Below are 13,978 nucleotides of genomic sequence, written 5' to 3'. Positions count from 1 at the left end.
CCGGCATACTTCGGGGCGGCGCAAGCGCCAGTCGCGAGCGTTCCACGGGCCCTGAACCCTTCGCTTCGTTTACAAAGCGGTCCATGCGGGCGGGTGTCGTTCTGCGACGAATTCTATCTCGGCGAGGGCGGATGTCCCGCAATCGCATAGCACGATATAGGAACAGATTGGCGGGAAGTACAATTTGTTTTTGCGCGCGTACCGCGCAGGGTGATAGCTTGCAGGGCAATACGCCCGCGATCCACGCGGGGCTTCGGGGCAATATGATGCAGATGTTAATGTGGGTTTCACGTCGCTTTGCCGCGGTCGTGGCGATCTGTCTGTGGGGGCAGGCCGCGCTCAGCGATGTGGCCGTTCTCTCCATCGACAGTCAGACGGAGGGTTGGCTGAACCGCACCACAACCGTAACGATAGCATTGGATGGGGCGATTCCCTTTCGCGTGTCCACCCCGCAGGACGGGCGGGTTGCCGTCACCCTGAACGGTGCGGACCCTCACAGCCAGCCGGCATTTCATCCCGACACCGTCATCAACCGCTATAATCTGTCAGGTGCACAGGAGGGCGCTGTCATCTCGCTGGAGGCGCAGCGCATGTTGACGTTGCAAACTGCGTCTATGACCAATTCGGGCGGCGCGGCGCGGCTGATCCTGACCTTCGCCGCTGGATCGCGGCTTTCCAGGTCCCCCCACGATACGCCGACGCGGGGTGCGACCGCGCTGCCGCTGGTGGTGCTGGATCCGGGGCATGGTGGCATTGATCCCGGTGCGGTGCGCCTGGACATTGCTGAAAAGGATATCGCGCTGGCCTTCGGTCGGGAATTGCGCGCCGTTTTGCAGGACAGCGGCAGGTTCGACGTGCGCATGACCCGCGATACCGATGTGTTCGTAACGCTGCGCGACCGCGTTCGCTTTGCGCGTGAATCCGGCGCGGCGGTGTTCATCTCACTTCACGCCAATACGGTCACACGGGGCAATGCCTCCGGCTCGGCTATATATACGCTGTCCGAGGGTGCCAGTTCCGCCGAGGCCGCCGCCCTGGCGGAGTTGGAGAACCGCGCCGACACGCTGGGCGGGGTCGATCTGGGGGTGGAGGATGACGATCTGGCCCTGCTTCTGACCGACATGGCCCAGCGTGAGACGAACGCGAGGTCCGCCATGCTGGCCCGCGCCACGGTCGAGGCGATGCGCCACGCTGTCGGGGTTATCCGCTCCAACCCGCACCGCTCCGCCGGGTTTCGCGTGCTCAAGGCGCCGGACATTCCCTCCATGCTGATCGAGCTGGGTTTTCTGTCGGATGCGACGGATCGCGCAAACATGATCTCACCCCGCTGGCGGGCCCATGCCGCGCAGGGTATCCTGGCGGCACTCGATGATTGGGTGGAGCGGGACGGGGTATTGTCGGCGCAGGTCCGGCCCGCCCCGGCACGTGTCGCAGGCGCGAACGGGGACTGAACGATCGGCCCTGACTTTCCCGGAATCGAGTGCTATGAGACGACGAGTGGGCCGCGCGGGCATCCGAACCGCGCTGCAGGTAAGGGATCGAGGATCAGGGTATGATCTATATTTTGCGTTTTTTCGGCTGGATTTTCAGCGCGTTGGTCATCGGTCTCGTCTTCGGCGTTCTGATCGTGGGTGCTGTGGTCTGGTCCTATTCCGCCGGTTTGCCCGACCCTGAGGAACTGGCCCAGTACGAACCGACGACCCTGACGCGCGTCTACAGTCAGGAAGGCGCGCTGATCGACGAATTCCTGCGCGAACGCCGGGTGTTCGTGCCTATCGACGAGGTGCCGCCGCTGGTGATTCAGGCGTTCATTTCCGCCGAGGATCGGACCTTCTACTCTCACCCGGGTTTCGACGTGCGGGGCATCATCTCCGCCGTGCTGGACGCGGCGCAGGGGGGCCGCTTGCGCGGGGCCTCGACCATTACGCAGCAAGTGGTGAAGAACTTCCTGCTGGATGGTGAGCGTGAGATAGAGCGCAAGATTCGTGAGGTTATCCTGGCAACCCGGCTGGAACGGGTGCTGACCAAGGATCAGATCCTCGAACTCTATCTGAACGAGATCTATCTGGGTCAGAACAGCTACGGCATCGTGGCTGCGGCCAACAACTATTTCGGCAAGACGTTGGAGGAGCTGACCCCGCAGGAGGCCGCATATCTGGCCGCCTTGCCCAAGGCTCCGTCCGACCGCCATCCGGTGAACGATGCGGAAATCGCGACCTTCTGGCGCAATAATACGCTGCGCGAAATGGGGGAGAACGGCTATCTGACGCCGGAGCAGGTGACGCAGGCCCAGAACGCGCCACTGCTGTCGGTCCAGAATGGCGATTACATTCCGCTGACCCAGCATTTGCCCGGTCGCGACTACTTCACCGAGGAAATCCGCCGTCGCGTGTCGCAGCAGCTTGGCTCCGAACGGGTTCTGACCGGCGGCCTGACCATTCGCGCCACCATCGAGCCTGAGCTTCAGGCCGCAGCCGCTGAAGCTTTGCGCACCGCATTGATCGCCTACGATATGGAGCGGGGCGGCTATCGCGGCCCGCTGGGTGCGCTCGACCCCGATGAGGTCGATCTGACGGATGAGGCCGCATGGCGTGAGGCTTTGCGCCGCACGCGCGGTGTGCGCGACGTACCCGACTTCCACATGGCCGTCGTGCTGGACATGGACGCGCAGGGCGCGCTTATCGGTGTGGAGGATCCCCCCTCCGATTTGCCTGATGACGTGTCGGCGCAGACGCTATATGTCAGCGATTTTCAATGGGCGCGTCCGCGTCTTTCGGGCACCCGCGTGGGGGCTGCGCCCAGCGCGCCCTCGGATCTGTTCGAGGTGGGCGACATCATCCTGGTGACACCGGGCCGGGACGAGGCGGGCACCTTCACGAACTGGAACCTGCGCCAGGTGCCGGAGGTTCAGGGCGGCTTCATGGTGATGGATCACCGCACGGGACGCACGCTGGCGCTTCAGGGCGGCTTCTCCTACGACGCCTCCAGCTTCAACCGGGCGACACAGGCGACCCGGCAGCCGGGTTCGGCGTTCAAGCCATTCGTCTATGCCGCCGCACTCGATCAGGGATACACGCCGAACTCGATCATTCTGGATGCTCCGTTCGTTCTCGACATTCCGGGGCAAGCGCCCTGGAAACCAAAAAACTATTCCGGGGAGGGCACGTTCAACGGTCCGACCCTGATGCGGGTCGGGCTTGAGCGATCGCTGAACCTGATGACGGTGCGCATCGCGGACACGATCGGAATGGACGTGGTGGCCGATTATGCCGAGAGTTTCGGCATCTATGACGACATGCAGGAATATCTGCCGATCAGTCTGGGGGCGCAGGAAACCACTCTGTTCCGCCTGATCTCCGCCTATTCGATGTTCGCCAATGGCGGGCAGCGGGTGGAGCCGACCCTGGTGGACCGGATTCAGGATCGTCGCGGCAATACGATCTATCGCCACGATCAGCGCGGCTGCATCGGATGCGACCAGACCGAGTATAACGATCAGCCGGAGCCGTACCTTTATTCCACCGCCGAACGCACGATGAGCCGGGTCACGGCCTTCCGCCTGATCTCGATGCTCGAAGGCGTAGTGGATCGCGGCACCGCCCGCTCTCTGAGCTATCTGCCGGTGCCCCTGGCGGGCAAGACCGGAACGACCAATGACAGCAAGGATGCGTGGTTCGTGGGCTTTACCCCGAACATCGTCGCGGGCTGCTATATCGGCTTCGACAATCCACGCAGCCTTGGGCGCGGCGGCACCGGGGGTGGTCTATGCGCCCCGGTCTTCGGTCAGTTCATGGAGGAATATCTGCGTCTGCGTCCGGCCAGCCCGGGCAAATTCCAACCGCCAGAGGGCACGGAATTCGTGCTGATCGACCGAACGACGGGTCAGCGGATCACCGATCCGAATTCGGAAAATGCGGTTTACGAGCTGTTCGTTGAGGGGCAGGCCCCCTCCATCGGTGCAGCCGCCGCGACGATCGGAATGACGGCCTACGACCTGTCCGATCTGCCGGACCGGATCGAGCCCGCGCCCAGCGTGACCATAAATAACGGGGGCGGGGCCCCGGTCGCTGTTCCCACACCGCCTGCGGACCTTGGCGATCTGGGCGGCGGCGGACTGTACTGATCCATCGCGGGGTGGGGTCCGGGGGCAGCCCCTTTGACCTCACCGCGCAGCCTCGTTATCTATCCGCCACCACGAATGCCGCATTGGCCCTTCGCCGATGCTTTGATTGACAGGACCGGACCCATGCGCGCCGAAATCGCAACCCTCGCCTCCGAAATCGAGAAGAGCGTCGCCTTGCTCAGCCAGCGTCTGGGGGAAACGGCGGCCTACCGGCTCGAAGAACTCAACGCCATGTCCGAGGATCCCGATTTGTGGAACGACCCGGCCAAGGCGCAGAAGCTGATGCGAGAGCGTCAGTTGCTCTCCGATTCCATCGACACCCGTGACGGGCTGGCGCAGGAGCTTGCCGACAACCTCGAACTGATCGAAATGGGTGAGGCCGAGGGCGACGCAGACGTCGTGACCGAGGCCGAGAGCGCCATCCGCAAACTGCGCGACATCGCCGCCGAGAAGGAGCTGGAGGCGCTGCTCGACGGGGAAGCGGACGGCAACGATACCTTTATCGAGATCAACTCCGGCGCGGGCGGCACGGAAAGCTGCGACTGGGCGTCCATGCTGGCGCGCATGTATGTCCGCTGGGCGGAGAAGCGCGGCTACAAGGTCGAGCTGCAATCCGAAAGCGCGGGCGAGGAAGCGGGCATCAAATCCGCCTCCTACAAGATCAGCGGCCCCAATGCCTATGGCTGGCTCAAGGGGGAAAGCGGTGTGCACCGTCTGGTCCGCATCTCACCCTATGACAGCGCGGCGCGGCGGCACACCTCCTTCAGCTCGGTCTGGGTCTATCCGGTGGTGGACGACGCGATCGAGATCGAGGTGAACCCCTCCGACATCCGCATCGACACCTACCGGTCCTCCGGCGCGGGCGGGCAGCACGTCAACACCACAGATTCCGCGGTGCGCATCACCCACATACCCACCAATATCGTGGTGACGAGTTCCGAGAAATCCCAGCACCAGAACCGCGACATCGCCATGAAGGCGCTGAAATCGCGTCTTTACCAGATGGAGCTGGACCGCCGGAACGCTGCCATCAACGAGGCGCATGAGGCGAAGGGCGATGCAGGCTGGGGCAACCAGATCCGCAGCTACGTCCTGCAACCCTATCAGATGGTCAAGGATTTGCGCACGGGAGTTGAAACCTCCGACAGTCAGGGCGTGCTGGACGGCAACCTGGACGCCTTCATGGCCGCCACCCTGGCGCAGGGCGCAACCGGCAAGAGCCGCGCGGAGGCGAATGCCGAGGATTGATTGGAGGGGCTATCTGACGTCGCGTCGTAGAAAGTCGATGTCAGACTGCTTGGTATGAAGATCCCTCGAATATCGTTTGAGAAGTCCGATTTGCCGTCTATCGTTTTCAGAAATGATCCGCTCCGATATCATTCCGGCATTTCCAACAAGCGCAACGGCGTCGTTGATCGCTTGATGCAATCGTGTGCATTCCGATGGACCTGATGGGCTATCCCTCCAGAAGTTTTCGAAAGTCTAAGCATCGCGTGAGAATTCGGCGCATTTTGCGGACGGTGTGCCTGCCTTTATCAAACTGTCCAACGCATCGCGCATAGTTGGTAATTTGTTCAAAAGCGCGTCGGCCTTAGCCAAATACCCGGCCTTGCCGACCCGCGCAGCGTCCGACAAATTTGCAATATGTGTATTCTGGGGCCAATCTATGATGAGACCGTTCCCGTGATCCTCACCCGAAAGCGCGAATGGTCGCCAGCGCGTGTCCAACTCAGGGGAAATCCATTGGAACCGACAAATCCATCCCGCACTATTAATGTCGGCTTCGCGTAGGTAGATATTACCCCAAACGACATCTGCTGTTCGTCCGTAGTGAGCCGCGGCAGATATATCATCGCGCGCGTAGGTCGTTTCACGACCATGGTTCAATGCCGCTCTTACGATTGCCCCCAAATGTGGTTTGGACATTGGTTTCAGACCTGCATGGGCGACGATATACAGGCTTATCCTCCGCGCCGTACCGTGGCTCACATCATCCTCTCGAACGATGGAAAAATCGCTCGCGGCGGCGATTGGCGATGCCATGTCAGCCAAGGTGTCTGTCGTTTCGGATGTTATGGTCTGCGATTTGGGAACCAGTATCTTCCAGTTCTTTCCAGTCGTTACGCAGTTTTCGATGGTCACGATTTGATAATAGCAGGTACGGCTTTCCAGATCACACAGAACAATGATGACGGGCAGCGAGTGGTTAATCCATAGATTGTAGTGCTCATCCGAAGGACGATACCAAAACCCGCTATCTTTCTCTTCACCTAGATAGCTCGGCCCCGTCTTGACCTGAACCGCGATCAGCCGCCCGGTGGGAGTGTCGTCCTGCTTAATCTCGATCTGAGCGTCGATTCCGAAGTCTGATATCGCTTGTTCACGGAAGATATGCCCGCATTCCAGGACCCGACTTTCAAGAAGGTTGATGCCTTGTCTATTTACGTGGTCGGTATCGCTCATGATTGCCACTATCTCCGCTTTCACCCTTCCATAGGGAAGTGTGCATTTAGTATCCTGATCGCAACAATCAGAAACCCGGTTGCTGAATGCAAAAAACCCGGCTCGATGGCCGGGTTTCCTGAAAAAGTATCTTGCGTGGATCAGTTGCCGTCCATCATCGGGGGCAGTTGCGGCGGGGCGGAGTTGCCGGTGCTCAGCGGATCGTCGTTGCGCTGAACCGAGCCTTCGAAATGCGCGCCGCTTTCGATCGCGATGGTCTTGTGGATGATGTCGCCCTCGACCCGGGCGGTGGATGTCAGGCGGACCTTCAGGCCACGGACCCGGCCCACGACGCGGCCGTTCACGACCAGATCGTCTGCGATGACCTCACCGCGCACGGTGGCGCCCTCACCTACGGTCAGCAGGTGCGCGCGGATGTCGCCCTCGACCGTGCCTTCGATCTGGATGTCGCCTGTCGTTTCCAGGTTGCCCTTGATCGTCAGATCCGAAGCCAGAACCGAGGGGGAGGGCTTCGGCTTGGGGGCCGCTGCGGGAGCAGAGCTTTTCGGCGCTGTGGGAACGGTCGGCTTCACGTCGTCCGCCTTGGGCGCATCAATGGGGTCGTTGATCTTGCTCTTAGAGAACATCTTCGGCTGCCTTCAAATAAGTCATCGGGTCCACGGGCCGTCCGTCGCGGTGAACTTCGTAATGCAGGTGGGAACCCGTGGAGCGGCCTGTTGAGCCCATATCCCCGATCCGATCCCCAGCTTCGACACGATCACCAACCGCAACGCGAATCCGGCTCATGTGAGCATAAAGCGTTTCGTAGCCGAACGCATGCCGGATTCTGACCAGATTGCCGAAAGCACCGCTGCGCCCCGCCGTCACGACCTCACCCGCGCCGGTGGCGTAGAGCGGCGTGCCCACCGGGGCGGCGAAATCCAGCCCGTTATGGTTGCGCGTGCGGCCGTTGATCGGATCGCGCCGGGTGCCGAAGCTGCTGGTCTGGCGATAGGCGGCATGAACCGGTCCGGCGAAGGGCATCTGCTCCAGCGCGTTGCGCCGTGCATTCAGGTCGGCGATGCGGTTGAGCAGCAGACCCACCCGGTCCAGCGAGGGGTCGCCATGCGCGTCGTGGTCGTGGATCAGGACATCGGGGCCACCCTGACCGGTATATCCCGCGCCCGTCGGGAACATGGACTGAATGTTCGCGCCCGCCGCGGTGAAGACCAGTTCCAGTTCGGCAATGGACCCTTCGACAGCACGTTCCAGACGATCGACCACACGTTCCTGCCGCTGTTCGGCCAGAGTGGCGCGTGCCTCCAGAGCGGCGCGTTCCGAGGCGAAGCCCGCCAGTTCCGCCGCCATGCCGTTACGATCCTGAGCCGTGCGGCTCAACCCGTCGAGCAGGACGTTCACGGTGCGGCCCAGATCCTCCGCCTGATCGGAGCGCAGCGTCAGATCCTCGGCCAGGGTTTCGACCTGATCCAATGCGACCTTCAACGCATCCTCACGCGCGACCAGCGCCATCTGGCGACGGTCCAGCGTGTCACGCTGCTCCATCGTGATGCGGGTCGCCTCGGCAATATCGGTTTGCAGGCCCACGATCTGCGCCTGCTGGGCGGACATGATCTGTGCGGCGCGTTCGTAGCGGACGCGCGCGGCCTCGGCCTGCGCGGCGTAGTTCGCGCGTTCCTCCAGCAGATTGTCGATGCGGTTTTGCTGTACACCCTGCACCAGAATCGCGGAATCTGCGGTTCGGGGGGCCATGGCGTCCGTCGCGACCAGAATCGTCGCGAACGCTGTCCATCCGACCAGAGCGGTACACAGAAGTCCCAGTCCGATCTGGCGTGTGGGGGTCAGGCGGGCATGTGCCGTCTGATCGCCGGTGGCAACGTAGACGCGTCGCTCTGATACGATCCGCCCCAGAATACCGTTCAAACCCATATACCAGTCCCTTGTCCTTGGTGTGTGCGTCCGACCGGGTCGGCTGGCACCGATCCCGAGCGCCCCCGCACCAGATCGTGGCCATGTGATTACCCCAAGGACGGGTCACACATCAACTTTTACTGGAACCTCTTATGGGCTCCGCGCGTTTAGAGGGGCAGATTAGCGGGATTTGAGGGGAAATTCGGCGGAAACCTGCCGATTCCCTGTTTGGGAAATTTATTTCCTGAAAAGTCAATCCGCATACGTGGCTTTACGCTGCAAAAAAATCTCCGAATCCTCAAGTGCTCAGGACTCCGCAAGTGGCCAATAAAAATCGAGCGGTAGGCCCGCCTCCGCCCGCTTCTCATCGTTGAACGGTGGTTTCAGCGGCCCGTGGAAATAGCGTGTCACCAGATCATGAAAGGCATCGCGCGGATCGCGTTCATGCCGGCCGCACAGGTAGTGAAACCATTTCGAGCCGTAGGCGACATGCCCGACTTCCTCGGCATAGATGGTGTTGAGCGCGGCGACCGTGTCCGCGTCCTTGGCCTTTTCGAACAGGGCGATCATGCCGGGGGTCACGTCCAGGCCCCGGGCCTCCAGCACCATGGGAACCACGGCGAGCCGGGCCTCCAGATCCTCGGCCGTATCCTCCGCCGCGCGCCACATGCCGGCATGGGCGGGCAGGGCGCCGTAATGGCTGCCCATCGCCTCCAACCGATCGGCCAGCAGATTGAAGTGTTTCGATTCCTCGTCCGCCGCGCGCACCCAGTCATCGTAGAAGCCGGGCGGCATCTTCACATGCGTGAACCGCGCGATGATGTCCCAATGCAGATCGACCGCGTTCAGTTCGATATGGGCGATGGCATGCAGGATGGCGATGCGCCCCTCGGGCGTGCCGGGACGGCGGCGCGGCACGTCGCGCGGGCTGAGCAATTCCGGCCTGTCCGGTCGGGCGGGCTGCATCGGCGGCGATGCGCTGCCGACGGGCATTCGGTCGCCCTCCCAGCGCCGCTGCCATTCGGCGGCGCAGGCGCGCGAAAACGCCGTTTTGCCGCGCGCATCGGGCATGCGCAGAACCGCATCCGCACATTCGGCCAGGGTCGCGGGAATATCCATCACGCGCCCAACTGCCTGACCGCGTCCAGAACCGTATCGACATGGCCGGGTACCTTCACCTTGCGCCAGACCTGCGCGATGCGCCCCTCGGCGTCGATCAGGAAAGTTGTGCGCACGATGCCCATATGGGTTTTGCCGTACATCTGCTTTTCCGCCCAGACGCCGTAATCCTCGCATGTGCTGCCGTCCGCGTCGGACAGCAGGGGCACGCGCAGGTCGTGCTTTGCCACGAACTTGTCATGCTTGGCGACGGTATCCTTCGAGCAGCCCAGCACCGTGACGCCCGCCGCCTCGAATTCCGGCAAAGCGGTGGTGAAGCCGACCGCCTCCTTCGTGCAGCCCGAGGTGTCGTCCCTGGGGTAGAAGAACAGCACCACCGGCACGCCCTTCAGTCTGGACAGGCATACGGTCTGACCGCCCGAGGCCGGCAGGCTGAATTCAGGGGCGGTGTCGCCGACGGATAGAGTTGCGGCCTTGTTTGCGGGCACGGTCATGGAATGCTCCTCGCTGTGTTTGCGCCTTCTTACAGGGTGGCCGCGCGGCCCGCACCCCTTTACATCGTCGCACGGCGCTGGCACCCGTCGCCCCAACCTACGCGAGGACGCCATGAAACTGAGCGATTTCGATTTTGACCTGCCCGAAGAGTTGATCGCGCTGCGCCCCCTGCGCCCGCGCCCGGCCTCACGCCTGCTGCTGGCGCAAGGTCCCGCGACCGAGGATCGGCATGTGCGCGATCTGCCCGACATCCTGCGCCCCGGCGATCTGATGGTCTTCAACGACACCAAAGTGATTCCGGCCCGCCTGTTCGGCACCCGCGCGCGCGCGACCACGCACGGCTCCGGTCTGGCCAAGGTGGAGGCCACGTTGCTGGAGCGTTTGTCCCCCGACACATGGTCCGCACTGGCCCGCCCGGGCCGCAAGCTGGCGGTCGGTGACGTCATGCAGTTCGACGGCCTGGCGGCGGAGTTGCTGGCGAAGGGCGCGGATGGGCGCGTCACCCTGCGATTCGACCGCGCGGGCGCGGATCTGGACGCGGGCATCGCGCTGGCGGGGCAAATGCCCTTGCCCCCCTACATCGCCGCGCGCCGCCCGGCGGATGAGGCTGACCGCGAGGATTACCAGACCGTGTTCGCCAAAACGCTGGGCGCGGTGGCGGCCCCGACGGCCTCGTTGCATTTCGACGATGATCTGCTGGCGCGGCTGGATGCGAACGGGATCGAAAACGCCCGCGTGACCCTGCATGTGGGGGCCGGAACCTTCCTGCCGGTCACGGTGGACGATGTATCGGAGCATAAGATGCACGCCGAATGGGGTGAGGTCAGCAGCCAGGCCGCCGAAACCATCGCCCGCGCGAAATCCGAAGGCCGCCGCGTGATCCCCGTCGGCACCACCGCCCTGCGCCTGATCGAGGCGGCCAGCGCCAGCGGCATCATCGCGCCGTGGACCGGCGAGACGGATATCTTCATCACGCCGGGTTATCGTTTTCGCACCGCCGACGGCCTGATGACCAATTTCCATCTGCCCCGCTCGACGTTGATGATGCTGGTCTCCGCCCTGATGGGGGTGGAGCGGATGCGGCAGGTCTATGCCCACGCCATTGCCAACAAATACCGGTTCTACTCCTACGGGGACAGCTCGCTGCTGCTGCCCTAAGCCTGCGAAGAGCGACAATTCCCCCTGCCTCCCACCCTGCCGCCCCCCCTGCCGCGACGACAGATGGTGATTTGGGCTTAGACAGGGGCCAGCATCACTGGTACGGGCGGTTCACGATTTATCGTGGAGGCTGGCAGTAGGAGCGGCGCATCATGATCAAGGTCTTTACAAGCTCGTGGGCACTGTTTCTCGGTCTGCTGCTGTTGATGATCGGCAATGGCCTGCAAGGGACGTTGCTGGGTCTGCGCGGCGCGTTGGAGGGATTCGACGCCGCTGTCATGGCGTGGGTCATGTCCGCCTATTTCGCGGGCTTCATGTTCGGATCGCGCATGGCGCCGGGCATGATCCAGCGCGTGGGGCATGTGCGGGTCTTCGCGGCGCTGGCCTCGATGATCTCCGCCGGGTTCATTCTGTATGCCGCGGTGCCTGACCCGATCGCCTGGGCCGCGATGCGCTTCGTCGTGGGGTTCTGCTTCTCGGGCGTGTATGTGGTTTGCGAAAGCTGGCTGAACGACACCTCGACGAACGAAACGCGGGGCAAGACCCTCTCGCTTTACATGATCGTGCAGATGGTGGGCATCGTTTCGGCGCAGGGGATCGTGAACTTCGCGGATGCGGGCAGCTATATCCTGTTCGTGGTCATGTCGGTTCTGGTTTCGGTCAGCTTCGCTCCGATCCTGTTGAGCGCGACCCCCGCGCCGGTGTTTCAGGGGGCAAAGCCCATGACCCTGCGCCGGTTGTACGAAACCTCGCCCTTGGGCTGCATCGGCATGTTTTTCATCGGGGCGGTTTTCGCGGGCATGTTCGGCATGGCGGCGGTCTATGGCTCGGAAAAGGGGCTGAGCGTCGCGGACATCACGACCTTCGTGGCGATGATCTATATCGGGGGAATGGTGGCGCAATACCCCATCGGCTGGCTGAGCGACCGCATGGACCGCCGCCGCCTGATCACCTTCATCTGCCTTGCGGCGGCGGCTGCGATGATCCCCTCGGCCCTGTTTGCGGACAGCTACGTCATACTGCTGATCGGGGCGCTGGCGCTGGGCGGGTTGAGCAATCCGCTCTACTCCCTGCTGATCGCCTATACCGCGGATTATCTACAGCCCGAGGACATGGCCGCCGCATCGGGCGGACTGATGTTCATCAATGGCGCCGGCGCGGTTCTGGGCCCGTTCATCGTGGGTACGATGATGACGGCGCTGGGGGCTGATTTCTATTTTGTGTTCATGGGCGTGAATTTCGCTATCATTGCTGGCTATGGCTTCTACCGGATGACCCGCCGTGCGGCACCGTCGGTCGAGGATACCTCGGCCTACGCCTATGTCGCTCCGCAGGCCTCGCCCGTCGCGGTCGAGGTTGCGCAGGAATACGCGATCGACCTTGCGGAACATGAGGAGCAGGAAAAGGAATCCGCGTCCACCTGACACGGATTACAATGGGTCGGAGGTTGAGAATGGAGCAACGCATATCGCTGATCACCTTGACCGTGGCGGATCTGGGGCGGGCACAGGCCTTTTACGAGGCGCTGGGCTGGCAACCCGTGGAAACGCCGCCAGGCATCGTGGCGTTCGATCTGATCGGTCAGACGCTGGGCCTGTTCCCGGTGTCCAGCTTGCCCGAGGAGATCGGACTGGCTCCGGCCCCGCTGAATGAGAAGCAGTTCTCCGGCATTATCCTCAGCCACAACCTGCGTGAACGCTCCGAGGTTGCCCAGCTGATGGAAAGGGCGAAATGCGCCGGGGCGCGCATCGTGAAGCCCCCTCAGGACACGGCATGGGGCGGCTATCACGGGCATTTCGCCGATCCTGACGGGCATGTGTGGGAGGTGGCGGTGAATCCAGCCTCCCCCCTCGGGCCTGACGGTGCATTTCAGTGGAACGGCGTCCAATGATATTACCCACGACCCCGAGCTTCCGTCTGGATGGCAGGCAGGCGCTGGTGACGGGCGCGTCCTCGGGCATCGGTCTGGCCTGCGCCGTGGCATTGGCCGAAGCAGGCGCGATGGTTACGCTGGCCGCCCGGCGCGAGGGCCCCTTGCAACAGGCCGTCACGGCCCTGCACGAACGCGGTCTGATGGCCGAAGCCGCGGTGCTGGACGTGACAGACATCGCGGCGGTTCAGACCCTGTGCGACCGGGACGCGCCGTTCGAGATCCTGCTCAACTCCGCCGGGCTGGCCCGCAACATGCCCGCCACGCAGACCACCGAACAGGATTTCGACGCCGTGGCCGATCTGAACATCAGGGCGGCATATTTTCTGGCGCAGGCGGTCGCGCGTCCGCTGATTGCGGCGGAAAAACCCGGCGTGATCCTGCAAATCTCCAGCCAGATGGGGCATGTCGGTGGTATCGACCGGGCGGTCTATGCCGCGACCAAGCACGCGGTGGAGGGGATGACCAAGGCGATGGCGATCGAATGGGGGCCGCACGGCATCAGGGTCAACACGATCTGCCCGACCTTTATCCGCACGCCGCTGACGCAGCCGACCTTTGCCGATCCGCAACGGCGCGCCTGGATCGACCGCATGATCAAGCTGCCGCGCGTCGGTGAGGTCGAGGATATCATGGGCGCCGCAACCTTCCTCGCATCCGACGCGGCGGCGATGATCACGGGTACCAGCCTGCTGATCGACGGGGGCTGGACCGCCGATTGAGGAGGTCGGCCCTTGCCCCCAGCCCGCCCCCGGCGTCATGATGGCAAAAAGAGGAGCGAG

Annotated in this window: 12 protein-coding genes; 7 read left to right on the top strand and 5 right to left on the bottom strand. The window is 63.0% G+C overall.

What is annotated here, in order from left to right; all coding sequences use genetic code 11:
• The first annotated feature begins 266 nt into the window (after positions 1-266).
• From G8E03_RS11895 to prfB, 3 genes are all read left to right on the top strand, one after another.
• A complete protein-coding gene (locus G8E03_RS11895; protein WP_166192141.1) occupies positions 267-1,451 on the top strand; it encodes an N-acetylmuramoyl-L-alanine amidase family protein in 1,185 nt (394 codons plus the stop codon).
• Between the two features lie 101 nt (positions 1,452-1,552).
• Positions 1,553-4,123, top strand: a complete 2,571-nt coding sequence (locus G8E03_RS11890) for a penicillin-binding protein 1A (protein WP_166192138.1) — start codon at positions 1,553-1,555, stop codon at positions 4,121-4,123.
• Between the two features lie 123 nt (positions 4,124-4,246).
• Complete coding sequence (gene prfB / locus G8E03_RS11885; protein WP_166192135.1) at positions 4,247-5,371, top strand: peptide chain release factor 2; 1,125 nt, start codon at positions 4,247-4,249, stop codon at positions 5,369-5,371.
• A 234-nt stretch (positions 5,372-5,605) separates the two neighbouring features.
• On the opposite strand, the gene G8E03_RS11880 is transcribed toward prfB, so the two are convergent.
• The 5 genes from G8E03_RS11880 to bcp all read right to left on the bottom strand — a co-directional run bounded on the left by G8E03_RS11880 (position 5,606) and on the right by bcp (position 10,107).
• Positions 5,606-6,586 (bottom strand): DUF4365 domain-containing protein, encoded by a 981-nt coding sequence (locus G8E03_RS11880; RefSeq protein WP_166192132.1) that lies wholly within the window; start codon positions 6,584-6,586, stop codon positions 5,606-5,608.
• A gap of 140 nt (positions 6,587-6,726) precedes the next feature.
• Positions 6,727-7,212 (bottom strand): bactofilin family protein, encoded by a 486-nt coding sequence (locus G8E03_RS11875; protein ID WP_166192127.1) that lies wholly within the window; start codon positions 7,210-7,212, stop codon positions 6,727-6,729.
• The gene (locus G8E03_RS11870) at positions 7,202-8,512 is read right to left on the bottom strand and encodes a DUF5930 domain-containing protein (protein ID WP_166192124.1); all 1,311 of its coding nucleotides are present in this window, start codon (positions 8,510-8,512) and stop codon (positions 7,202-7,204) included. The genes G8E03_RS11875 and G8E03_RS11870 overlap by 11 nt, the downstream gene beginning before the upstream one ends.
• A gap of 288 nt (positions 8,513-8,800) precedes the next feature.
• On the bottom strand, positions 8,801-9,613 hold the full coding sequence (locus tag G8E03_RS11865) for a ferritin-like domain-containing protein (protein WP_166192121.1): 813 nt from the start codon (positions 9,611-9,613) through the stop codon (positions 8,801-8,803).
• On the bottom strand, positions 9,613-10,107 hold the full coding sequence (gene bcp, locus G8E03_RS11860) for a thioredoxin-dependent thiol peroxidase (RefSeq protein WP_166192118.1): 495 nt from the start codon (positions 10,105-10,107) through the stop codon (positions 9,613-9,615). The genes G8E03_RS11865 and bcp overlap by 1 nt, the downstream gene beginning before the upstream one ends.
• Before the next feature lie 112 nt (positions 10,108-10,219).
• Here bcp and queA point away from each other — a divergent pair, with 112 nt between their 5' ends.
• The 4 genes from queA (at position 10,220) to G8E03_RS11840 (ending at position 13,918) form a co-directional block, all read left to right on the top strand.
• A complete protein-coding gene (queA, locus tag G8E03_RS11855) occupies positions 10,220-11,266 on the top strand; it encodes a tRNA preQ1(34) S-adenosylmethionine ribosyltransferase-isomerase QueA (RefSeq protein WP_166192115.1) in 1,047 nt (348 codons plus the stop codon).
• Between the two features lie 152 nt (positions 11,267-11,418).
• The gene (locus G8E03_RS11850; protein ID WP_166192112.1) at positions 11,419-12,690 is read left to right on the top strand and encodes an MFS transporter; all 1,272 of its coding nucleotides are present in this window, start codon (positions 11,419-11,421) and stop codon (positions 12,688-12,690) included.
• A gap of 29 nt (positions 12,691-12,719) precedes the next feature.
• On the top strand, positions 12,720-13,157 hold the full coding sequence (locus tag G8E03_RS11845; protein ID WP_166192109.1) for a VOC family protein: 438 nt from the start codon (positions 12,720-12,722) through the stop codon (positions 13,155-13,157).
• Complete coding sequence (locus G8E03_RS11840; protein ID WP_166192106.1) at positions 13,154-13,918, top strand: SDR family NAD(P)-dependent oxidoreductase; 765 nt, start codon at positions 13,154-13,156, stop codon at positions 13,916-13,918. Before G8E03_RS11845 ends, G8E03_RS11840 begins: the two co-directional genes overlap by 4 nt.
• Positions 13,919-13,978 lie beyond the last annotated feature (60 nt).

The sequence above is a fragment of the Pontivivens nitratireducens genome, assembly GCF_011290545.1.
GTDB lineage: Bacteria > Pseudomonadota > Alphaproteobacteria > Rhodobacterales > Rhodobacteraceae > Pontivivens > Pontivivens nitratireducens.
The sequence above is the reverse complement of the archived record's forward strand: the minus strand, read 5'-3'. Positions and strand labels throughout refer to the sequence as shown.